We start from the raw sequence: 23719 nt of genomic DNA, 5'->3' as shown, positions 1-23719 counted from the left end.
TGACTAAGTTAGCCAATATGACATTTTACCGCTTAATTAATTTCCTTTTTTGTAATCTGCTAAGAATTTTTCTAATCCAATATCTGTTAAAGGGTGTTTTAATAAACCTGTAATAGAACTCAAAGGACCTGTCATTACATTAGCTCCTAATTTTGCACAATCGATTACGTGCATTGTATGACGTACTGAAGCTGCTAATATTTGTGTTTCAAAACCGTAATTATCATAAATATGACGAATCTCTGCAATTAGGTTTAATCCATCAGTAGAAATATCATCTAAACGACCAATAAATGGCGATACGTAAGTAGCACCTGCTTTTGCTGCTAATAACGCTTGACCAGGAGAAAACACTAAAGTTACATTAGTTTTAATACCTCTATCAGAAAAATATTTACAAGCTTTAACACCATCTTTAATCATTGGTAATTTAACCACAATTTGATCATGCAACTCTGCTAAAGCTTCACCTTCTCTAACCATACCGTCAAAATCAGTAGCAATAACCTCTGCAGATACATCACCTTCTACAATATTACAAATATCAACATAATGCTTCATTATATTGTCTGTACCTGTAATGCCTTCTTTAGCCATTAGCGATGGATTTGTAGTAACACCATCTAAAATACCCATATCTTGAGCTTCTTTTATTTGCTCTAAGTTTGCTGTATCGATAAAAAATTTCATAAAAATTGTTTTTTATATTCCTTGATAAAGGAATTTTAATTGTTGTGTATATTTATACGGCGAATTTACAACTAATCAACAAGTTCATTATTATGAAATTATCAAAATGTATCAACAACTCAATAATAAGGGATAAATATTAATTATTATCTATTATAACCTAGATATTTTGAATATTATAAAATCACTAAATAAACTCAATCGTTTTAAGATATAGCAATCAATTAAACCGAAGTAATTGAAGTTCTCATTTCGGGTTTCAATAATTATATGGGTCTTAAACCTTTAATTATAACTTATAATGATTCATTAATAATTTTTCATACATCGCATCAGGAAGTATTCGCTTTAAAACAATTGAAAATTTCTGCATAAAAGCCCCAACTTTATAATGTATCTTAGGATTTTTAGTCGTAATAATTTTGTAAATAGCTTCTGCCATTTCTTTAGGGTCACCACCACTATCTACGTGTTCATCCATTAAACTTAATGTTTTTCCGTACGTATCTTTATAAGGAGAATCTTCTAAAGCTGGTGCATGATAGCGACCTGCAGCAATATTGGTGGCAAAATCACCTGGCGCCACATTCGTCATATTGATATTAAAGGCTTTTAATTCCATTCTAAACGCTTCAGTTATCAATTCCATAGCCCCTTTACTCGCACTATAAACGCCTCTATAAGGTAAACCCATATAACCAGCAATAGACGTAACATTAATAATTAAACCCGAATTTTGCTTTCTCATACTAGGCAAAACAGCTTTGGTAACACTTATGGGTCCAAAAAGATTAGTTTCAAAATTTCGTTTGATTTCCGCATCAGGGATTTCTTCAATCGGTCCTGTAATTCCGGCTCCAGCATTATTTATAAGAATATCAATTTTAGATTCTGCCTCTAAAACTTCAGCAATACATGCCGAAATGGTTTCAAGCTTGGTAACATCTAAAGCTACAATGGGAAATTTACTATTTGGATAATTATTAGGATTTCTACTGGTACCATAAATTTTAAATCCTTTTTCTTGAAGAAATTCACCAACAGATTTTCCTATTCCAGAAGAGCCACCTGTGATTAATACAACTTTAGACATACTATTTTTTTAATTATAATTTCGAAAATACAAATTCTGAAATTAGTAGAACATTTTATAAATCCCTAACCTTTGATTAGAAGGTCTATAAACTGAAAAAATCTCGATTCGCCGAAGCTTTCAAGATTTGAGTTTGGGGTACAAAAAAAGGCAAGCTACCTACATCACACCGCTACAACCGTTTACCTTTGCTGCGTTCCCGCCCTGGAGGATTCAACAGGAGCTGGTTGTGTAGGACTTGCCGGCTGCAAAGATACAATCTTTTAATACTTCTGCAATGATTTTTTTACTGAATTTAATTTAATAACTTGCTAAAAAATCATACAGACCTTATGACACTTTCTAAATATTTCATTCTCTTAACTTTAAGCTTTTTTTTATCTAACTGTGGTGATACAAATACATCAAAAAAATCAAGTTTATCAATAAATACAACTGTAAAATCGGTAATGCTTGGCGATACTTTAAAGTTATCTATAAACAATCCGAAAAAATTGGACATTACCAACGTAAGTTATGAACTTAATGGGCAGCCTATTGAAAATAATACGGCGTTAAACAATATTACTTTGGGAGATAAAATAATTACTGCGAAAGTAAATTACAGTGACAAATCTGAAACCATAACCAAATCTATACAGGTTTTTAATAATATTATTCCTTCTTATTATACTTACGAAGTTATAAACACATATCCACATGATATTACTTCTTACACACAAGGTTTAGAGTTTTATAATGGTGAGTTATACGAAAGCACAGGCCAAAGAAAAAAATCGAAACTTAGAAAAGTTAACTTTGAAACGGGTGAAGTTCTTAAAAATATTAATTTAGAAAACCAGTATTTTGGAGAAGGTTTAACCGTTTTAAATGATAAAATCTACCAATTAACTTGGCAAGCCAAACGTGGTTTTGTTTATGATGTAAATACGTTTGAAAAATTAAATACCTTTAATTACGGAACAAGTAAAGAAGGTTGGGGAATTTGTAACGACGGAAAAACACTCTTTAAATCTGATGGAACTGAAAAAATATACCTTTTAGACCCTGAAACTTTTGAAGAGAAAAGTCATATTGAAATCTACACCGAAAAAGGAAAAATCCCAAGTTTAAATGAACTAGAGTGGATAAATGGTAAAATTTACGCCAATATTTACCAACGTAATGGAGTGCTTATTATTAATCCTGAAACTGGTGGTGTTGAAGGCGTCATTGATTTTAAACCTTTAAAAGAACTTGTAACTCAACATCCTGATTTGGATGTTTTAAACGGCATTGCTTACCACCCTGAACGCGAAACAATATTTGTAACAGGAAAAAACTGGGACAAACTATTTGAAGTTAAAATAACAAAACGCTAATCGCATTGTGAAAGTATTTGAAAAAACCATAACCGTTTCTAAAAATGATATTGACGAGCTTAACCATGTAAATAATGTACGTTATGTGCAATGGGTTCAAGATATTGCTAAAGACCATTGGTTAGCTTACGCCACAGAAAACATTTTAGAAAATTATGCTTGGTTTTTAGTCAATCACTTTATAGAATATAAAAATCAGGCCTTATTAGGCGACACCTTACTTCTAAAAACTTATGTACCGGAAGTTGCAGGTGTTTCTACAATGCGACATGTCGATATATATAATGCAAAAAACAATCAACTGATTGTAAGTTCTAAAGCAAAGTGGTGCCTAATAGATACCAAAACGCAAAGACCAACACGAATCATTCCTGAAATTGCAGAACTTTTTGATTAACTAAAAGCAAAGCGTATAAATTAAGAGACCTTAAAATTAATCTTCTGGTGGATACCCATGAATTTGCTCAAAAACTTCATCAAAATTAGTTCTTAAATAAGAATTTAATTTCTTCTGATAATCATCTTTTAGCCACTTTAAAAAGTTGTAAGTACTTTTACTAATGCATTTAGCATAAGTTTCAATACGTTGATTAATATCATCTTTTAACAACTTAGCCAAAGCAATAGCATCATAAACATCTTCGCTATTCTCAATACATATTTTAGCATGGTGTGCAATAGAGCGTTCTAAAACAACTTTAGAAGACTCTCCTTTGGCTACAGCATCTTTGTAAGTTTGTCTAATATCAAAATAGGTATCTTCAGATTTAGAAAACTCTTCTTTAACTTCATCAGATAAATCGTGTTTAAAGGTCGACTCAATAACTTCATCATCTTTAATACGATCTGTATACCAATTTGGTGACTTAAAGATTAATTGCCAATCTAAATCTGCGCCCCAAGGCCCAAATCTGTAAAGGTTGTTTCCTAAATCAATAGTGGTGAATTTTGATTTATTATTCAAAATACGAGACCCACGACCAATCATTTGGTAATATAAAGTCAAGGATTTTGTAGCTCTATTTAAGATAATAGTATCAATGGTTGGCTCATCAAATCCAGTGGTTAAAATACTTACTGATGTTAAAATTGCGTTTGGTGTTTCATGAAACCATTGCAAAATCTGTTTACGTTGTTTCTTTGTAGCTGTATTATCTAAGTGCATAATTGGTAAATCAGCTTCACGAAATGCATAATATACACTAATTGAAGTATTAATACCATTATTAAAAATCAAAGTCTTCTTACCAAGTGAATGCTTTTTATAGGCATCTATTAGCTTTTGTAACATGGCAGGACTAGAGTATAAATCTTCAGAAGATTTCACCGTATAATCACCATTAGACCCCACTTCAAGAGATGTTAGTCCCATATCGTAGGCATAAGTTTCTGCTCGTGCCAAAAACTCATTTTCTATAAGGTTTTCAATCGTTTCACCGGTAATAAGTTCGTCGTAGTTATCCTTCATCGGTAACTCTTTATTAGAACTTAAAGGCGTAGCAGTAACCCCAAGTATAAAAGATTTTTCAAAAAATTTAAAAAGCTTTGTAAATGAATTATAATGCGCTTCATCAATAATCACTAAACCCACATCAGAAATATCTAACATGTTGTCATTTAGCCTATTATTTAATGTTTCAACCATAGCAACAAAACAAGAATATTCTGCTTGATCATCTAGGTTTGCTTTACTATTGACCACTTTGTTAGTCACACCAAAACCATCTAACATTTTTGAAGTTTGGTTACAAAGCTCAACTCTGTGTGTCATTATCAATACCTTTTTCTTGTGGTTTTTAAGATATTGACGCACCATTTCAGAAAAAATAACTGTTTTTCCACCACCTGTAGGCAATTGGTACAGTAAGTGATAATCCTCGCGCTCTGAATCAAACTTTTCAAAAATCTGACTTATGGCACCTTGTTGGTAGTCGTATAATTCTTTATCGGTTTTCTTTTCTTGAACAGCTTGATTTGCTTGAGACATAAATTTAGTTTCGGATTATATTTTGAGTTTGCAAATTTACAACACTTTGTCACACAAAAAAAGTGTCTAGAGCATTGATGTGGTAACAACTTTGATAAAAAGGAAAACTTTTGGCTTAAGATTCTATTAATCTAAACCCACTATTAGCAATCTTAGAGAAAAGGAATTTATCAAATATTATAACAGAATTCATTAACTATTTTATAGCCTTATTCATTATATTGCAATGTTAAAACAAAGCCACTAACATTTATGAGCATGTCTTTTTCACCTTTTACCAAAGCCCAACTGTTACCACAAGAAGAAACTTTAGAAATCCTAAAGAAAAAGGGAGAGTTATTTATTGGCATTCCTAAAGAAGCTCATTTTCAAGAACGACGCGTTTGCCTTACTCCAGATGCAGTTTCGGCATTAACAGCCAATGGTCATCGTGTACTGTTTGAGTCGGGAGCCGGTGAAGGTGCTAATTTTAAAGATAAAGATTATAGCGAAGCAGGTGCAGAAGTCACTAAAGATACCGCAAAGGTGTACTCCTGCCCTATAATTTTAAAAGTTGAACCGCCATCATTAGATGAAATTAAGCTCATAAATCCACAAACGTTATTAATTTCCGCACTTCAGATAAAAACACAAGAAAAATCTTATTTTGAAGCTTTAGCAAAAAAAAGAATTACAGCACTCGCTTTCGAGTACATTAAGGATGATGATGGTGCTTATCCTGCAGTAAGTTCATTAAGTGAAATTGCAGGTACAGCCTCTATACTCATAGCTTCTGAGATTCTCTCTAATGTAAATGGAGGTAATGGATTAATGATGGGAAACATTAACGGTGTCCCCCCTACCGAAGTCGTTATTTTAGGTGCAGGCACTGTTGGGGAATTTGCGGCACGTTCGGCCATTGGCCTAGGTGTTAATGTCAAAGTATTTGATAGTTCTATTACAAAACTGCGACGTCTTCAAAACAACTTAGGCCGTAATATTTACACGTCAACCATGCAACCTAAAAACCTATTAAAAGCCTTAAAACGTTGTGATGTTGCCATTGGCGCAGTACGAGGAACTAACCGTGCACCTATAGTGGTTACAGAAAGTATGATGAGCCATATGAAATCAGGTTCCGTAATCATAGACGTTAGTATAGATATGGGCGGTTGTTTTGAAACTAGTGAAGTTACAACCCACGATAAACCTACGTTTGTTTATAATGGTGTTACGCATTATTGTGTCCCTAACATTCCTGCACGTTATTCTAGAACAGCTTCGGTTTCAATCAGTAATATCTTTACACCTTACCTTTTAGAAATTGGAGATTATGGAGGTATCGAAAATGCACTTCGATTTGACCGAGGTTTAAAAAATGGGTTGTATTTTTACCACGGCGTATTAACTAATAAATCTGTTGCCGAATGGTTTGGTTTAGATTATAGTGATGCCAATTTATTAATTTTTTAATTTCTTCTCGACGATTTAACTTCTGACAGATATATTTAAGTTACTATGAAATTTATACATCGTTTGGGTTACTATCTTGGCGGTTTTGCGCTTGGTTTACTACTACTGTTGTTTTTTTTAAATGGAAAAGATGCCTCCTGTGATTATGGTCCCAATGCAAGAACGGTAAAAAACATCAATTCTAAACCTCTATTTTATGCCGATAAAGCATCTACATTTATCAGTACACATACATTAGACTCTTTAACAATAACTAATCTAATAAAATTTGGGAATGTTGATTTTTCTCAGAGTAAAACCAAAATAGATTCTTGTAAAGTGTATCATATTGAAAACATTTATAAAGAGCGTAATATGACGTTGAAAGTAAAAAATTGTGACTCCATAGCGACACTCCTCGATATAAAATATACAAACATCTAATTTATTAAAATTGATACGTCTAAAATTTAGAAGATTCAATCTAAATTTTAATATTTACAGCAAGTTAAACTATCTCAAATGAAAATATTAGTTACAGGAGCAGCAGGATTTATAGGATATTATGTCTCAAAAATATTATTATCTAAAGGCCACCAAGTTATTGGTTTAGATAATATTAACGATTATTACGATGTTAATTTAAAATATGACAGGCTACTTGAATTAGGCATTGATAAAGCCGAAGCTTCTAAATTTAACACAGACTGTAAAAGCAAAACAAGTGATTTTGGTTTTATAAGAATGAATCTTGAAAACCGAGAAGAACTTCCTAAATTATTTGAAAAAGAAAAGTTTGATATCGTTTGTAATCTTGCAGCACAAGCAGGAGTGAGATACAGTTTAGAAAATCCTGAAACCTATGTAGATTCAAACCTTGTTGGTTTTTTAAATATTTTAGAATGCTGTAGAAACAACAATATTAAACACCTCGTTTACGCTAGTAGTTCTAGTGTTTATGGCATGAATAAAAAGATACCATTCTCCACTGAAGATAATGTAGACTACCCAATAAGTTTGTATGCCGCAACTAAAAAGAGTAATGAACTGATGGCACATACTTATAGTCATTTATTTAAAATACCAACTACAGGCTTAAGGTTCTTTACGGTTTATGGACCATGGGGAAGACCTGATATGGCTATGTTTTTATTTACAGACGCAATTGTAAATGACCGACCGATTAAAGTCTTTAACCACGGTAATATGGAGCGCGACTTTACCTATATCGATGACATAGTTGAAGGAGTTGTTAGAGTCATTGAAAAGCCTGCAACAGAACGTATTGAAGAAAAAAACTACTATAAAGTTTATAATATTGGAAACAATAATTCCGTTAAATTACTAGATTTCATTAAAGAAATAGAAGTAAACTTAAACAAAGAAGCGACTAAGAACATGATGGAAATGCAGCCAGGAGATGTAGAACGTACTTGGGCAGATGTTGATGAGTTAATTAAAGATTATAATTATAGCCCAAATACTTCAATAAAAAATGGTGTAAAATCTTTCATCGATTGGTTTAAGGATTATTACAAATAATCAATTATTTTTGAAAAAAGTTATAAAATAATATTTTTAGGTTAAAATCATTCAAAATACAAATAAATTAAAAAAGCATGAATATTACTAAAATTTGTTGCATCGGCGCAGGATATGTAGGAGGTCCTACTATGGCAGTAATTGCAAAAATGAATCCAAACATAAAAGTTACTATTGTTGACTTAAATGAAGAGCGCATTGCTGCTTGGAATGATAAAGATGTTTCAAAATTACCAATTTACGAACCAGGTTTAGCTGAAATTGTAAAAGAAACAAGAGGAAAAAATCTTTTCTTTTCCACAGAAATAGATAAAGCAATTAAAGAATCTGAAATGATTTTTATATCGGTAAACACACCAACCAAAACCTATGGAAAAGGAAAAGGTATGGCTGCCGATTTAAAGTACGTAGAGTTATGTGCTAGAAATATCGCTGAAGTAGCTACCACCGATAAAATTGTTGTAGAAAAATCTACTTTGCCAGTGAGAACTGCGCAAGCCATAAAAAGTATATTACACAATACAGGAAGCGGTGTAAACTTTAGTATTTTATCAAACCCTGAATTTTTGGCTGAAGGTACAGCCGTTGACGATTTATTAAGTCCAGATCGTGTTCTTATTGGTGGTGAATCTGAAGACGCTATTGAAAGTTTAGCTAATGTTTACGGAAGTTGGGTACCTCAAGACAGAATATTAAGAACAAATGTTTGGTCTTCGGAGTTATCAAAGCTTACTGCAAATGCTTTCTTAGCACAACGTATCTCATCTATTAATGCTATTTCAGAATTATGTGAACATACAGAAGCAAATGTTAACGAAGTTGCAAGAGCTATTGGTATGGATTCTAGAATTGGACCAAAATTTTTAAATGCATCAATAGGTTTTGGTGGTTCATGTTTTCAAAAAGACATCTTAAACCTTGTATATATTGCTAGAAGCTACGGTCTTAATGCTGTTGCCGACTATTGGGAACAAGTTATTATATTAAATGACCACCAAAAACGCCGTTTTTCGGACCACTTAATAAGTACTTTATACAATACGGTGTCTGGAAAAAAAATAGCTATGTTAGGTTGGGCATTTAAAAAAGATACTAATGATACCAGAGAATCTGCAGCTATTTATGTTGCGGACCACTTAGCAAATGAACAAGCAAATATTGCTGTTTATGATCCAAAAGTGAATAGTAAAAAAGTTCAAGATGATCTTAATTATCTTAACACAAGAACTGAAGAAGAAAATAAAGAACTTGTTTCTTCTTTTGATGATCCATATGATACGACTAAAGATGCACATGCTGTTGCGATAATGACGGAATGGGATGAGTTTAAAACTTATGACTGGAAAAAAATATATGATAATATGAAAAAACCAGCGTTTATCTTTGATGGTAGAAACATCCTTGATAAAGAAGAAATGACTAAAATTGGTTTTGAGTATTCTTCTATTGGGAAGTAATACTTCTTTATAATAAATCTTATAAAATATCATAAATCAAATTATAAATCAGTTTGGTTTATGATATTTTTTTTAAAGTCAATAATATAATATTACTCAATTTGAGATACAACAAACTATATTTAGATTACACGTATAAAAGTTTATTGTATTAAAATTAAATAACTAAAATGTTGAAAAGAGATTTGACACATATGGATTTATTAAGAGCTGTCGGGATATCCTTAGTAGTCCTTAGACATTCTTTTTCTCCATTTAGAAATAGTTGGGATGTAAGCAAATACTATCAATATAGCCCAATGGCTGATTTTATTGGACGGTATATCTCCACCATATCGATGCCTTTATTCGTTTTTATATCTGGGTATATATATTATTATTTAAGAAATAACTTAGGTAAATATTCTAGTTATAAAATTTTATTAAATAAAAAATCTCGTCGCCTGATTGTCCCCTATTTAATTTTAGCTCCCATATATATATACTTCTTTTTAGACTACACTTCAATTACATCTTTTCTAGCTCATTTATGGACAGGTAGTGGTCATTTATGGTTTTTACTAATGATGTTTCTGATGTTCTTAATTTACTATAAATTCGAAACTTTTTTATGTAACCACTACATCATTAGTATGGTTATTGGTTTGTTTTTATATTTTCTAATTATACCAACAAGTTTCTTTGATCTTCAACCTATTACTAAACTATGTAAGTATTTTGTTTTTTTTCAAATGGGAAATCTATTTAATAAATATTCTCTCACTATTTTGAGCTACTTAAAAAACAAAGTTTTGCTTATATATTTTATGCACTTAACTCTATTTGGCATCTATTTCTATCTTTATCAAACCATCGAGAATAAATATATTATGGTAATCGTTAAGCAAATAAATTTAGTTCTCAGCATTTTAGCTTTATGCTTTGTTTATGGGTTTCTAAATGTTATAATAACGAGATATCCAAGTTTTGTATCGAAATTAAAACCTTCTATTCGTTTTATTAATTATAATAGTTATTATATTTATCTAATACATCAACCTATATTAAAAGTATTTTTTACTTTTATTTTTGTTCAACATATGCAGATATCATCGGCCATCATTCTAGCCTTCATAGTCTCAATGAGTTTTTCTATATTATTAGGGAGCCTATTAATGAAACAAAAGCTAGGTCGGGCTTTAATCGGTTCTAATTGAATAAAATTAAGCTGGTTTATCAAAATCTATAATGATAATTCTTATAATAAATTCTATTATAATAAAATTAATTCTTTTCAGAAATTAATGATAAAACATTACTTAGGAAGTTATAGATTAAATTATTTGAATTTTAACAAAAAAAAAAGCACTTAAACATATATAATGCTTTGTAACAAATTATTTTTTCATCTTGCTCTATATTTCAAATAGTTTAAAAACCACACTAATAATAGAGAATGTAATCGTTAAATAAAAGTAGGTTAGATATTTAAAGAAAAAAATTGTTTTTGAAAAACTCTAAAACATTTAATTTAAATATATAAATTATAATTAATCGGTCTTCTATTGAATGGTAAATAGCTCTGATATTTTATTTCAATGCCTAAATTGGCCTATTTTTAGAAATAATTTAATTTTATAAAAGTTTTGAAAATTCATAAAAAAAAAATAGCTTTTGTCATCGGAGCTTTGACTCCTGGAGGTGCAGAACGTGTTATATCTACACTTAGTAATCAGCTTATAGAAAAATTTGAAGTCACTATATTTACATTTACAAAGTCAAACCCTTTTTATCGTTTAGATAGTAGAATTAAAATAATTCCTTGTTTTGATAAAATTGAAAAGCCAAAATCAATATTCCATTCGCTAAGACTAAATTATTCACTAGTAAAAAGATTAACAACATTAGTAAATCAAGAAAAGGTTAACTTATTAATTGGTTTTATCACTTCAGCTAATATTATTGCAACCATTGCCGCAAAATTTAATCGCATTCCATGTTTAATAAGTGAACGTAACGATCCATTAAAAAAAGATATCCCTCGTTTATGGTTATTATTGAGAAAGCGGATATACCCAATGGCTAATAATCTAATAGTACAAACTGAACGGGTAAAAAATATTTATACAAAAATGCTAAAATCTAAACGAATTACAGTTTTAGCAAATCCTATTTCCTCTGACTTATCTAAACTAAGGACTAATAATCCAATTAGAAAAAAAATTATACTATCAGTTGGTAGGTTAAACGATGACAAGCGTCAAGATAAAATTATTAATGCAGTTCATGACTTAGGCCTTAAAGAATGGAAAGTTTTATTAATTGGTAATGGTCCTAATAAAGATAAATTAAATGCGCTTATAAAAAGCTATAATTTGACCCACCAAATTAAAATTTTATCTGGAATTAAAGATATCCATAACTATTACAGTGAAGCTTCCATTTTTGTATTCACATCCAAAGCGGAAGGTTTCCCTAACGCCTTATTAGAGGCACAATATTTTGGTTTACCTTGTATATCTACCGATTGCAATTATGGTCCTTCTGAATTAATTACGGATGGTGTCAATGGCTTTTTAGTTCCAGTTAATGACCAAGAAGTTCTTAAGCAACGTATGCAACAATTAATAAATGATAAGAATTTACAAGAGCAATTTTCAAAAAAAGGTAAAGAAAACACGGAGAACTTTACAAGCGGAAAAGTTACAGCAAAGTGGGAAGCACTTATAAACAATTATATATAAAAAATAAATTATAGCAATAAACTTTCAATACAGTTAAATATTTTCTGATGAAAAAATTCTTAAAACAAATATCTTTTAGTGTATTTCTGTTTGTGTTAATCAATTTGATTGTGTTAAGTATTTATGAGTATCCTGCATATGAAGCCATTAAAAATAAGACTCATAAAAACTATTTAAAATGGAATGATATACATTCCAACACCAATACGTACGATTTAATTATTCTTGGATCCAGCAGAGCTTATACTGCTTACAATCCAGATATAATAGATAAAGGTTTAAATCTTAAATCTTACAATATGGGGACTTCTGCTCAAGATATTGCAGAATCTTATTATTCTCTTAAAGAAATATTAGAATATCAGAACCCTAAATATATTGTTTTAGAAATGTTTTTACCTTCATCTGATAATAGCCATGACTTTTATCAAATATTTTCTAATGCTTCTTTTTTTAATTCTTATCAAAACAAATACGATTTAGTGGTAGATGGATATGGTGAAAAAGGTATAACAAATTACTTCATACCTTTATCAAAATTTAACAATTATATAAAACAAGATTTAGGTTCATTATTTGCTAAAAAGGAAGAAAAAACACAAAATAACAGATGGATAAGAGGCTATTTATATGACACAACCTCAGTCACAAAAAAACAAATAAATAAATTTAAACCTATTTCTAATTTTGAAAATACCACTTTTAATCAAAAGCGTTTTCAAAAGTATTTTAATAAAATCTATAAACTTACACAAAAACACAATATTAAATTGATTTGCGTAAGATCACCCTACCCTCCATCACGTATTGCATTAAGCAAAGTTCAAGACGAAAAAGAATTTTATAATACTTTTTTATTTAAATACGGAATTCCTTTTTACGACTTTAATACATATAAAAGTTACGAATATAATGATTTTGAGTTTTCAGATTATCATCATGCAAATTACAGGGGTGCAGAAAAAATAAGTAAACAACTTATTGAGGTAATACAAGACTATTAATTAAACTAATTTAAAGTAAAATGCTATTTAATTCAATTGAATTCTTTCTATTCCTTCCAATAGTTTTTATAATATACTGGCTCCTAGGGAGCCAACGCATTAAATGTCAAAATTTATTAATAGCTATTTCTAGTTATGTTTTCTATGGTTGGTGGGATTGGAGATTTTTATTATTAATACTTTTTAGTTCTGTAGTCGATTATTCTATTGGTTTATCTTTAAATTCAACAAAAAAAAAATTAAAACGCAAAGTTCTTTTATGGATTAGTATTTCTATTAATCTTGGCTTTTTAGGTTTTTTTAAATATTATAACTTTTTTATCGATAGCATTGTTGAATCATTTACTTTTTTCGGTTCAAAACTTAGCATCAATACCTTGAATATAATATTACCTGTTGGTATTAGCTTCTATACATTTCAAACCTTAAGTTACACAATTGATGTTTATAAAAATAAGCTTGAGCCCACTAAAGATTTTGTTGGCTTTATGGCTTTTGTTAGTTTTTTTCCTCAATTAGTTGCTGGACCAATTGAAAGAGCAACCAATCTACTACCACAATTTCATAAAAAACGTAATTTTAATTACGCTAAAGCTGTTGATGGCTTACGTCAAGTGCTTTGGGGCTTATTCAAAAAAGTTGTTATCGCAGATAATTGTGCTAAATATGCTAATATAATTTTCAATAATTATGAAGACTATTCTGGAAGCACATTATTGTTAGGTGCTTTTTTCTTTGCTTTTCAAATCTATGGAGACTTTTCAGGCTATTCAGACATAGCCATAGGTATCTCTAGGTTATTTGGTTTCGATTTAAAACGAAATTTTGCCTTTCCTTATTTTTCGAGGGATATTGCTGAATTTTGGAGACGATGGCATATTTCATTGTCTACATGGTTTAGAGACTATCTATACATTCCACTAGGAGGAAGTAAAGGAGGCTTGAGAATGAAAATCAGAAACACTTTTATTATTTTTATTGTTAGCGGATTTTGGCACGGAGCCAATTGGACCTTTATTGTTTGGGGAGCATTAAATGCTATCTATTTCTTACCACTACTTCTTCTAAATAAAAATAGGGTTAATACAGGTCTTGTAGCTGAGGGAAAATTTCTTCCTACCTTGAGAGAACTTGGGCAAATGAGTTTTACTTTTTTTTTAACTCTAATTGCTTGGGTATTTTTTAGAGCAGATAATGTTACTCAAGCATTTATTTATATAAAAAATATATTTACAATCTCAATATTTTCAAAACCAGATTTATTTCCAATTACCATAATAGTACTCCTCATATTTTTTATAATTATTGAATGGCTAGGAAGATTTGGTGAGTTCGCTATCCAAAAAATAGATTATTTAAACAAGCCTTTACGATGGTCTTTTTATTTCTTATTGATAATTTTAATGTTTAGTTTTACAGGAGAGCAACAAGAGTTTATCTACTTCCAATTTTAACTAAAAAAAGCAATGAATCAAATTTGTTAAGATAAATTATGAAAAACTTATTATTCAAATAATCTAGAAATAATGAAGATTTTAAAATATATCTGTTTTGCACTGGTAATATTAAATTTACCATCAATAGCACTTTCTGTTTATGGTTCTGCTTTAGGTGCTCTATTAAGCCTTGCAACTATAGGATTATTGATAGTCTATTATTTTTTAGAAGAAAAAACAACTCCTAATTGGTGGCTTATAATTATAGCACTTTCATTTTTTTTAATTTCTAGTTTCAAATACCCTGGAGAAACAATCGCATTTGTATTTGAGGCTATTAAGTATTTTATATTTATAATATGTGGTTATGAACTAACTAAAAATATTAGTATTGTTGAATTTTATTCTTTTCTTTTATTTGGTGCGTCAACTATTATAATACATGCTATATTTTTTCCGAGTGATTTTGGCCGGTACTCGGGCTTTTACCTTAATCCAAATGTTGCTGGTTTTATTTGTATAACTGGCTATGCTACAACGTATGGTTTAAAACAAATCAGTTTAAAACTTATAGGTCAATTTATATTTACACTTGCTGGACTTTTGACATTTTCTAGATCATTTATTGTTATATGGATTTTGTTAAATATTATCTCCTTAAAAATAAGCATAAAAAATATACGCATTTTTGGTATTGGCTTTTTGATTATAGGAACCTTATTTTTTATTGGTGACACAATCGGATTAAACAACCCACGCTTTGAACAATTAAAAAGTATATTAAATAATGAGAGTGTATCAGTACAAGAAGTAAATAGTGATTCTAGAACAGAGACTTGGGCGTTATTTTACGACCAAATTTTAGAGTCACCACTATTAGGTAATGGCTTTGGTACTTTTTCTGGTAAAGGTGATGCTGGTTTAGGAGTACACAACTCTTATTTAAGGGTTATTGGAGAGGCTGGTATTCTTCCTTTTTTGATTTTTATATCTTATTTTATTCACTTACTAGCTTGGAGTACAATACACTTTAAAAAAGCACCAAATCTAATAATGCAAATTATCGCACTAGTATTATTCTTAATGGCTAATCATAACTTTTTTGGTTTCTTTTATCTCACCTTTGCAGCTATGTGGATACAATATCAAATTTATATATTTAAGGATAATTCTGACAAAGGCAACATATTAATAGAATAATGAACTCATATATTCGTATATACTCATAACTCTATAATTATGTTGACAATAGCTGGCCTTATCAATGATTCGTCCATAAAAACAATTATGTTTGAATATATTTCACCTCTATTTCTCTCTATTTCAATATAATAGTATGTTATTCACAAATAATCATTTTTAAGCCCAATTCTTGATGTATTTTTGTTAAATATTTAATAATAATAATAATACCTTATACTAACCCAGAGCAAAAACACCTTGAGTTTAATGCCATTAAAGCTTAAATTAATAGTAAATGTAAATACGTGAAATCGTAATATTACTTTCTTAATAATTTAATTCTTTATATCCACATCCCTTTTAACAGTAATATTATTTTAATCCAACTTCCAAATCTAATTACTAGAAATAGAAGAAAAGATTTATGTCAAATTACATATGAATCTGAGTTCTATGCTATACTTTTTTAATTACTCCACAATCAACTTTTTTGTAATATTTCTTTCATCATCTATTAGTTTAATAAAATAGACTCCTGGTTGTAAAGTGCTAATATCAATTTGTGTAGTTGTAGCCGATAAGTTTTCATTCGTTATATTCGTTCGTTTGATTAACTTTCCTGTGACATCAAACATATAAATATCCGATACATTTAAAGTTCCTGATAATCTTATATTAACTACTTCTGAAGCAGGATTAGGATAAATATCATAGGTGAAATCAACCGATTCTGTACCTGGGTTGCCATCTTCTGGTAAACAATTAGCATCGACTTCAACAGTGACTGTAGCTTCTTCAAAATCTAGAGCATTAAAAACCGTAACGGTATAATCTGTTGTTACATCTGGTGAAACTTCTATTGACGCTGTAGTATCTCCAGTACTCCATACATAATCATCTCCGCCTGATGCTGTTAAGGTTGTCGTTTCTCCTAAGCAAATAAACACATCTTCACCTGCATCTGCAAAAACGGGCTGTAACACGTTTACAGTAACTTGCTTTTCGTCGTAACACTCTCCAATATAACCTTTAACCTCATAAGTTGTGGTCGTATTAGGGCTAACAGCAATATTAGGCTGTGATGCTCCATTATTCCATTCGTAAGTATTAGCACCTGAAGCTGTTAATGTAACAAAATCTCCTTGTAAAATTTCTACACTCTCACCGTTAGCAATAGTTACTACGGGACTAGGATCCACATTAACCACTACCTCATCTTCAGCTATTTGCTCTTCCTGTGTTACTGTAACCGTATATGTTGTAGTAGATAATGGACTAACAACTATACTTTGTGTCGTTTCACCTGTACTCCACAAATGAGTATCACCTTCACCTGCTGTTAAAACCACTTCATAAGTTTGGTTGTCACACACATAAGTATCTTCACCTGCAGTAGTAACAAATACAGGGATTACCGTAACAGTCACTTCTGCTAATACACTATTACAAGAGTTAGATGTACCAACTACGGAATAGGTAGTCGTCTGGGTAGGACTTACAGTAATTGAACTCGAAGTTTCTCCCGTATTCCAAAGATATGAATCAGCACCTTCAACTAATAAGCTTGTACTTTCACCTTCAATAATAGTAATATTTTCACTTAGATAAATATCAGGGGATTCGTTTACTGTGACAGTGACACTCGCTGAATCTGTGTTTCCAAAATCATTAGAAACCAAAACAGTATATGTTGTCGTTGCTGTTGGACTCACTGTAATTGAATTCGTTGTTTGCCCTGTATCCCAAGCATAACCAGTACCTCCTGATGCATTTAAAGTAACACTCTCTCCTGAACAAATTTCAACATCATTTCCTGCGCTAGCAATGACCAAAGGTATAACTGTAACAGTAACGTTTTCTACGGATTCACAACCACTAGAAGATAAGCCGGTAACACTATAGGTTGTAGTTTCTGTTGGATTAACAATAATTGAGTTTGAAGTTTCTCCTGTACTCCAAAGGTAAGTTTCAGCACCACTTACAGTTAGATTAGTGCTTTCTCCTTCTAAAATCGTAATAGCATCATTAACTAGCAAATCTGGTAAATCATTCACTGTCACAGTTACAGAATCGGAATCTGTATTTCCAAAATCATCAGAAACTGTCACGGTATAAGTTGTGGTTTCCGATGGAGAAACAGTTGGTGTTGCACCTGTACCACCAGTATTCCATAGATAAGAGACACCTCCAGATGCATTTAAGCTTGCACTCTCTCCAAAGCATATTTCAACATCATTACCTGCATTAGCAATAACTTCTGGTATTACTGTTACAGTAACTTCTGATGTTAATTCACATCCACCTTCTAAATAAGCTGTTACCGTGTAGGTTGTTGTCTCCAAAGGACTAACAGAAATAGTACTTGTTGTTACTCCTGTATTCCATAAATACGAATCACCACCAGCAGCAACTAATTCTGCTGAATTTCCAGCTACAATAGAAACATTATCAGTTAGAGTTAACTCAGGTATCGGTAATATATTAACAGTAACCTCATCATTTACAGCACATGTCGCATTAAATGCCTGAACCGTATAAGTTGTATCTTCAGTAGGACTCACCGTAATAGATGCCGAAGTTTCACCCGTACTCCATAAATAGGAATCTCCATTTTCTGAAGTCGCTGTTAAAGTGATTGCTTCATTTGGACAAATGTATTGGTCCTCCCCTGCATTAACAGTAGGAGCTGGATTTACAGTAATTATTACTTCATCTGTATCGGAATTTCCATAGCCATCAGTAACGGTAACACTATATGTAGTCGTTTCTGTAGGAGATACCGTTGGTGTAGCACCTGTAGCTCCAGTATTCCATGTATAACTAATCCCTCCAGACGCATCTAGAGTAATACTTTCTCCTAGGCATATTATTGCATCCTCTCCTGCATCAGCATTTAAAGTCTCAATAACTGTAACCGTTATCTCTGCTGTATTTTGGCAACCATTTTCTGAATCTCCTGTAACTGTATAAGTTGAAGTTACTTCTGGACTAACAATAATCTCAGTAGAGGTCTCCCCTGTACTCCATACATACGTAGTACCTCCACTAGCTGTAAGTGTTGCCGAATTACCAACCATTATAAAAATGTCATCTCCCAATGAAATATTGGGTAATTCGTTTACTGTTACTGTAACACTATCGGTTGCTGTAAAACCATATTCGTCTTCAACAGTAACCGTATAAGTGGAGGTAGTTGTAGGACTAACACTAAGTTCTGCTCCTAAATCACCTGTACTCCAAGTATAATTCACGCCACCTGTTGCGGTTAAAGTAACATCTTCCCCACTACAAATAGTGATAGCTTCACTAATAGATATATTCATTTCTGGAACCACTGTAACAGTGACTTCAGCATTATTTAAACAACCATTAACACCAATGGTACTAACAGAGTAAGTTGATGTCGCTATTGGAGTCACCGTAATTGATTCAGTGGTTTCTCCTGTACTCCACTCGTAATTATCACTTCCACTAGCAGTTAATGTTGTGGATTCTCCTTCAACAATAACAACATCTTCAGATAAAATAATATTAGGTAAATCATTAACAGAAACAGTAACTTCAGCAGTACTAGAACAGTTTTCATTACTAACTTCAACGGTATATACCGTTTCAACGGTAGGGTTAACTTCTATAGATGCTGTAGTTTCACCGGTATTCCAAAGATAAGTTGTGCCTCCCGTAGCTATTAAGTTAACAGTATCTCCGACACAAATTGTTTGATTTTCACCTGCACTTGCTTCAGGTAAAGTATTTACAGTGACTGTAACACTCGCTTCTTCTGATTGACCTGCATCGTCTGAAACTGTAACGGTGTAAACTGTAGTTTCTACTGGTGATACTTCAATAGTTTCAGTTGTTTCACCAGTACTCCATAAGTAATTGTCTCCACCACTTGCAGTAAGTGTAGTACTTTCACCTTCACAAATCTGTTGATTAGTGCCTGCGCTCGCTAGGAGCGCTTCTGGAAAAACCGTTATTACAGAAGTGTCTGAAAATCCGCCTTGTGCCGTTGTAAAAGTAATTGTCACTTCTCCCTCAGAAATTGGGGTTACTAAACCATTAGTATCTACAGTAGCTAACGATTCGTCACTAGAACTCCATGCCCCATTTATATTAGTAGCATCGGTCGGTGTAAAAACAACTTCTAATTGAAGTGTATCTGGCAACTGTAATTCTGATGTTTCAGGTGTAACGTCAATGCTTTCTACTCCAATTGCTGCGACTGAATTATCTCCATCAACTTGGTTCAAGTATTCTTCTAACCATGTGTAACCACTTGGTGCAATATCATTATGATCTTGTCCTTCTGGTACGTTAGCAGCAAACCATACTTCTGGGATGTGTGGGTTGCTAACGTAGAAGTTTTCTGGTCTTGTATTTGAGAGCGAAATAATAGGTAAATCTATTGTTGTATTTCTACTAGACGTATCATCAGTATCTATACCGTTAACAAATTCTGTATCATACGTATCTCTATAGAAGCCTACTGACCCATCATCTTTGATATATTGACAAGCTCCAACTAAAGGTAATACTTCACTTTTTAATTCAGAAGATGACAAAATTGGAATTGGCCTACCTTTGATTGGATGTTGTGTTGATGTAAACCAATCAGAAGGTAATTCTGAATAATTGTTTTGAAACTCTGACCATGCTAAACTTTCATCTTCTTCATATCCTTCAGGTCTTGAGTAATTATTAAAACTACCTGGAGTTAAATAGTTATCTAAATTATATATAGATGGGGTGTATTCTGGTCTATTGTTCCAACTACAGAATAATAATTGGTTTGTCGAATTATAACCTATTTCATATCGATTACCTATGTGGTTTAATGTGTAATTCCAATGATCCATTCTTAGCAATCTAGCAGACCAATTATGAGCAATATTATTGATTGCATCCGCTTTAATCGCCCCTCCCCCTTTGAATGGTATTCTATGACTTATATTATAATAAGCATTTCTTAAAACTGAATAATCTCCACCGTCATCTCCATTAGGAGGTGATGAATCTCCTATTATTAACGCATTTAAGCTTTGACCAACTAAACAATTTTGAAAAGTTTTATCTACCGTTATTCTTTCACTTGAAACTAATGCAAATACAATATCAGGACTATGAGATCCTGATAAATGATCATAAATTATATTATTACCATTGGTATTAGAAAAGCAACCGTCTACAGCAGTAGTTTCTCTAAATTTCAAATATCTAGCAATTACGTTATTAACTGAAAACATCCTGATTTTACCACCAGTTATGGTGATACCTCCAAGAGGTGCTGACTGCCCTGCAAATGTTAAACCATCTGCTACTGTGCCACCACTTGATTCTCCTGAAAGGATAATATCAGATGATAAATTTATAACTCCACTAACATCGAAAATAATAGTTTTTGACACACTTATATTTGAAGCATCTGTTAAAGCCCATCTTAAAGAACCTTCTCCACTATCATTTAAATTTGTTACATGAACTACCTCCCCACCTCTACCTCCAGTGGTATATGCTCCAGCACCATATGCAGTTGGGAATGCTAATTGTTGAGCAAGAAAACTTTGAGAGAAGCAGATTAAAAATATTGTTAATAAAAGTAATTTGAAATCGCACCGCATATTTAGTAGATTTATAATCTTCATCATTAAATTGTTATCAGGTTATTTAGGGATTGTAAAGTAAATAAATTAAAATCGACAAAAAGTCAAAAGAACACATAAATTCGTTTAAAAGCAAAAAAGTGTAATAATTAACCTACACAAAAATATTATTGTTGATTAAACACAAATAAATACGGCTATATACATGTTTTGGATTATAAAAATTAATATTTAACATATAAACACAGTTTCTTACAGTAGCAAGTAAAATTCTTATATTTTTTATAGAAATTATATAATATAAAAGGGTAAAAAATTAATATTTATCAATTATAATTTGTCGGTAATTTTATAAGTAGTCATCGAAGTAAATAAAAGTGTCTTAATTAAAAAAAATGGTTGGTTTTTTATTTTTTTTTAGACTTAATGAATTTTAACAGAGTTGTTCGTTAGACGTATATTATTGTTAATTATCAAGAAAATACAAATTTATAATTTTCATTTTTAATATTTGTCTTGCTTATGAGCATATGCCCATAATTATTAACGCTTTACTAGTGAACCATAATGTTTATAAACTTATATTGACTAAAGTGGTCTTTTCACTTTTAGAACAACAATTAATAAAATAATTAACACTGATTTTATAATAAAAAATGTCTAGAGTCTCCAAATCTTTAAAAAATGCGAAAGTTGGTGTATTTTTTTTCATCCTATCGATTTTTGTGCAATTCTTCTCTAGAAAGATTTTTTTAGATAATCTAGGTGATACTTTTATAGGTCTTGAAACCACATTACGAAGTGTATTGAGCTTTCTTAACCTGGCAGAATTAGGAATTGGTACAGCTATTGGTTTTACACTTTATAAACCAATTTTTGACAAGAACCATAAGGAAATTAATAAGATTATAGCGCTTCTTGGTGTCCTGTACAGAAAAATAGGTTATGTCATATTTGGTGTAGGCGTTATTATTTCACTTTTTTTTCCTTTAATGTTTGCGGAAACACCTTTTTCATTAACATTAATTTATTTTGTTTTTTATACACTTTTAATTTCAGTCTTACTGAGTTACTTTGTTAACTATCATATTAGTTTATTGGGAGCTGACCAGAAAGGTTACATTGTACAGCAATATTTTCAAACTTTCACAATCATAAGAGTTATACTGCAAGTTGTTGTTGCACTTTATCTTAAAAACTTCTACCTGTACATTACGTTAGAATTAGTTTTTAGTATATTATATAGTATCGTTGTTCGATATAAAATAAAGCAAGAATACCCTTGGCTTATTATCAACTCGGCTGAGAAAACTGAGATTATAAGAGAATATCCAGATATTATTAAAAAGATTAAACAGGTCTTTTTCCATAAAATGAGTGCATTCGTTAAAAACGGCACAGATAACCTTCTTATTGCCGCTTTAATCAATCTTCAAAGTGTTGCTTTTTTTGGCAACTATCAATTAATATTTGTCAAATTAGGGGGACTTGTAAAAATGGCTTTCGCAGGAACAGGTTCCGCAGTAGGAAATTTAATTGCAGAAAATGATGAAAAAAACATAAAAAAAGTGCTTTGGGAGTTAATTGCCGTTCAGTTTTTTATCGCTGGTTTTTTCAGCATCATTATTTATCATCTAATGGATTCTGTTATAGCATTATGGGTCGGGAAAAAATATATTTTATCCAATACCATATTATTATTGATGATTGCCAATTTCTTTATGGTTCAGATAAGTTCTCCAATTGAACGTTTCAAAAACGCATACGGTCTATATTCTGATACCTGGGCAGCGGCAGCAGAAGCTATTATAAACCTAGCAATATCATTTGTTTTTGGAAAAATTTACGGAATAGCTGGGATAATGCTTGGTACTTTGATTAGTATGTTTCTTATTGTAGTGTTATGGAAGCCTTATTTTTTGTATAAATATGGTTTTAAGAAAAGTGTGTTTCAATATTGGAAAGGCTTACTACCAATAATTTTGGTTTTTAGTGTTTCAGCATTTTCAGTTAATTATCTTTCTAGATTTTTATATCTTGATTTAGAAAATTTAACCTTAATCAGATGGATAATTTATGCTATTCAGATAACATTAGCGGTAACACTCATTTACGGTACTTTACTCTTTTTGTTTATCCCTGGATTTAAGGTTTTCTGTCTACGAATGAAAACTTTAGTCTTAAATAAATTTATTAAATAGCACAACAAT

At 31.2% G+C, this 23719-nt stretch carries 16 protein-coding genes and 1 other RNA gene; 12 read left to right on the top strand and 5 right to left on the bottom strand.

The genetic code is table 11. From position 1 onward, the window contains the following. Positions 1-36 precede the first annotated feature (36 nt). The 3 genes from fsa to ffs all read right to left on the bottom strand — a co-directional run bounded on the left by fsa (position 37) and on the right by ffs (position 2027). Entirely contained in the window at positions 37-690 is a 654-nt protein-coding gene (gene fsa, locus HM982_RS16640) for a fructose-6-phosphate aldolase (RefSeq protein ID WP_179354461.1), read from the bottom strand. Between the two features lie 289 nt (positions 691-979). After that, positions 980-1783, bottom strand: a complete 804-nt coding sequence (locus HM982_RS16635; RefSeq protein ID WP_179354460.1) for an SDR family oxidoreductase — start codon at positions 1781-1783, stop codon at positions 980-982. Between the two features lie 145 nt (positions 1784-1928). Continuing rightward, positions 1929-2027, bottom strand: an RNA gene (gene ffs, locus HM982_RS16630) — signal recognition particle sRNA small type. Positions 2028-2115: 88 nt separating this feature from the next. Between ffs and HM982_RS16625 the strand changes: the two genes are divergently transcribed. Both HM982_RS16625 and HM982_RS16620 read left to right on the top strand, forming a co-directional pair. Next, positions 2116-3144 carry a glutaminyl-peptide cyclotransferase gene (locus HM982_RS16625; RefSeq protein ID WP_179354459.1) on the top strand — a complete coding sequence of 343 codons (1029 nt, stop codon included), beginning with the start codon at positions 2116-2118 and terminating at the stop codon, positions 3142-3144. A gap of 7 nt (positions 3145-3151) precedes the next feature. Further along, positions 3152-3541, top strand: a complete 390-nt coding sequence (locus HM982_RS16620; protein WP_179354458.1) for an acyl-CoA thioesterase — start codon at positions 3152-3154, stop codon at positions 3539-3541. A gap of 36 nt (positions 3542-3577) precedes the next feature. Here the strand turns inward: HM982_RS16620 and HM982_RS16615 are convergent, their stop codons facing one another. Next, entirely contained in the window at positions 3578-5131 is a 1554-nt protein-coding gene (locus tag HM982_RS16615; RefSeq protein ID WP_179354457.1) for a DEAD/DEAH box helicase, read from the bottom strand. A gap of 252 nt (positions 5132-5383) precedes the next feature. On the opposite strand from HM982_RS16615, the gene HM982_RS16610 reads away from it, so the two are divergent. The 9 genes from HM982_RS16610 to HM982_RS16570 all read left to right on the top strand — a co-directional run bounded on the left by HM982_RS16610 (position 5384) and on the right by HM982_RS16570 (position 15924). Beyond that, positions 5384-6583: an alanine dehydrogenase gene (locus HM982_RS16610; RefSeq protein WP_179354456.1), complete on the top strand. Its 1200-nt coding sequence runs from the start codon at positions 5384-5386 to the stop codon at positions 6581-6583. A gap of 45 nt (positions 6584-6628) precedes the next feature. Further along, positions 6629-7006 carry a hypothetical protein gene (locus tag HM982_RS16605; protein ID WP_179354455.1) on the top strand — a complete coding sequence of 126 codons (378 nt, stop codon included), beginning with the start codon at positions 6629-6631 and terminating at the stop codon, positions 7004-7006. Positions 7007-7084: 78 nt separating this feature from the next. Beyond that, a complete protein-coding gene (locus tag HM982_RS16600) occupies positions 7085-8104 on the top strand; it encodes an NAD-dependent epimerase (RefSeq protein ID WP_179354454.1) in 1020 nt (339 codons plus the stop codon). Between the two features lie 77 nt (positions 8105-8181). Further along, a complete protein-coding gene (locus tag HM982_RS16595) occupies positions 8182-9561 on the top strand; it encodes a nucleotide sugar dehydrogenase (protein WP_179354453.1) in 1380 nt (459 codons plus the stop codon). Between the two features lie 170 nt (positions 9562-9731). Continuing rightward, positions 9732-10757 (top strand): acyltransferase family protein, encoded by a 1026-nt coding sequence (locus HM982_RS18700; RefSeq protein ID WP_179354452.1) that lies wholly within the window; start codon positions 9732-9734, stop codon positions 10755-10757. A 429-nt stretch (positions 10758-11186) separates the two neighbouring features. Continuing rightward, a complete protein-coding gene (locus HM982_RS16585; protein WP_179354451.1) occupies positions 11187-12284 on the top strand; it encodes a glycosyltransferase family 4 protein in 1098 nt (365 codons plus the stop codon). 47 nt (positions 12285-12331) lie between these two features. After that, positions 12332-13288, top strand: a complete 957-nt coding sequence (locus tag HM982_RS16580; protein ID WP_179354450.1) for a hypothetical protein — start codon at positions 12332-12334, stop codon at positions 13286-13288. A 20-nt stretch (positions 13289-13308) separates the two neighbouring features. Beyond that, positions 13309-14742: an MBOAT family O-acyltransferase gene (locus HM982_RS16575; RefSeq protein ID WP_179354449.1), complete on the top strand. Its 1434-nt coding sequence runs from the start codon at positions 13309-13311 to the stop codon at positions 14740-14742. A 72-nt stretch (positions 14743-14814) separates the two neighbouring features. Then, the gene (locus HM982_RS16570) at positions 14815-15924 is read left to right on the top strand and encodes an O-antigen ligase family protein (protein WP_179354448.1); all 1110 of its coding nucleotides are present in this window, start codon (positions 14815-14817) and stop codon (positions 15922-15924) included. Positions 15925-16376: 452 nt separating this feature from the next. Here HM982_RS16570 and HM982_RS16565 read toward each other — a convergent pair whose 3' ends face one another. Next, a complete protein-coding gene (locus HM982_RS16565; protein ID WP_179354447.1) occupies positions 16377-21554 on the bottom strand; it encodes a T9SS type A sorting domain-containing protein in 5178 nt (1725 codons plus the stop codon). A 611-nt stretch (positions 21555-22165) separates the two neighbouring features. Here HM982_RS16565 and HM982_RS16560 point away from each other — a divergent pair. Beyond that, positions 22166-23710: a polysaccharide biosynthesis protein gene (locus HM982_RS16560; protein ID WP_179354446.1), complete on the top strand. Its 1545-nt coding sequence runs from the start codon at positions 22166-22168 to the stop codon at positions 23708-23710. Positions 23711-23719: the final 9 nt, after the last annotated feature.

Origin of the sequence: Winogradskyella vidalii, assembly GCF_013403955.1 — a bacterium.
In the GTDB taxonomy this organism is placed as follows: Bacteria; Bacteroidota; Bacteroidia; order Flavobacteriales; family Flavobacteriaceae; genus Winogradskyella; species Winogradskyella vidalii.
This window is presented reverse-complemented; position numbering and strand designations above follow the sequence as displayed.

Excerpts from the sequence above, each read along its gene's own strand:
- HM982_RS16570 (WP_179354448.1), top strand. The coding sequence starts at position 14,815 with ATGAAGATTTTAAAATATATCTGTTTTGCACTGGTAATATTAAATTTA.
- HM982_RS16560 (WP_179354446.1), top strand. The coding sequence starts at position 22,166 with ATGTCTAGAGTCTCCAAATCTTTAAAAAATGCGAAAGTTGGTGTATTT.
- HM982_RS16565 (WP_179354447.1), bottom strand. The coding sequence starts at position 21,554 with ATGATGAAGATTATAAATCTACTAAATATGCGGTGCGATTTCAAATTA.
- HM982_RS18700 (WP_179354452.1), top strand. The coding sequence starts at position 9,732 with ATGTTGAAAAGAGATTTGACACATATGGATTTATTAAGAGCTGTCGGG.
- HM982_RS16635 (WP_179354460.1), bottom strand. The coding sequence starts at position 1,783 with ATGTCTAAAGTTGTATTAATCACAGGTGGCTCTTCTGGAATAGGAAAA.
- HM982_RS16595 (WP_179354453.1), top strand. The coding sequence starts at position 8,182 with ATGAATATTACTAAAATTTGTTGCATCGGCGCAGGATATGTAGGAGGT.
- fsa (WP_179354461.1), bottom strand. The coding sequence starts at position 690 with ATGAAATTTTTTATCGATACAGCAAACTTAGAGCAAATAAAAGAAGCT.
- HM982_RS16600 (WP_179354454.1), top strand. The coding sequence starts at position 7,085 with ATGAAAATATTAGTTACAGGAGCAGCAGGATTTATAGGATATTATGTC.
- HM982_RS16580 (WP_179354450.1), top strand. The coding sequence starts at position 12,332 with ATGAAAAAATTCTTAAAACAAATATCTTTTAGTGTATTTCTGTTTGTG.
- HM982_RS16575 (WP_179354449.1), top strand. The coding sequence starts at position 13,309 with ATGCTATTTAATTCAATTGAATTCTTTCTATTCCTTCCAATAGTTTTT.
- HM982_RS16605 (WP_179354455.1), top strand. The coding sequence starts at position 6,629 with ATGAAATTTATACATCGTTTGGGTTACTATCTTGGCGGTTTTGCGCTT.
- HM982_RS16625 (WP_179354459.1), top strand. The coding sequence starts at position 2,116 with ATGACACTTTCTAAATATTTCATTCTCTTAACTTTAAGCTTTTTTTTA.
- HM982_RS16610 (WP_179354456.1), top strand. The coding sequence starts at position 5,384 with ATGAGCATGTCTTTTTCACCTTTTACCAAAGCCCAACTGTTACCACAA.
- HM982_RS16615 (WP_179354457.1), bottom strand. The coding sequence starts at position 5,131 with ATGTCTCAAGCAAATCAAGCTGTTCAAGAAAAGAAAACCGATAAAGAA.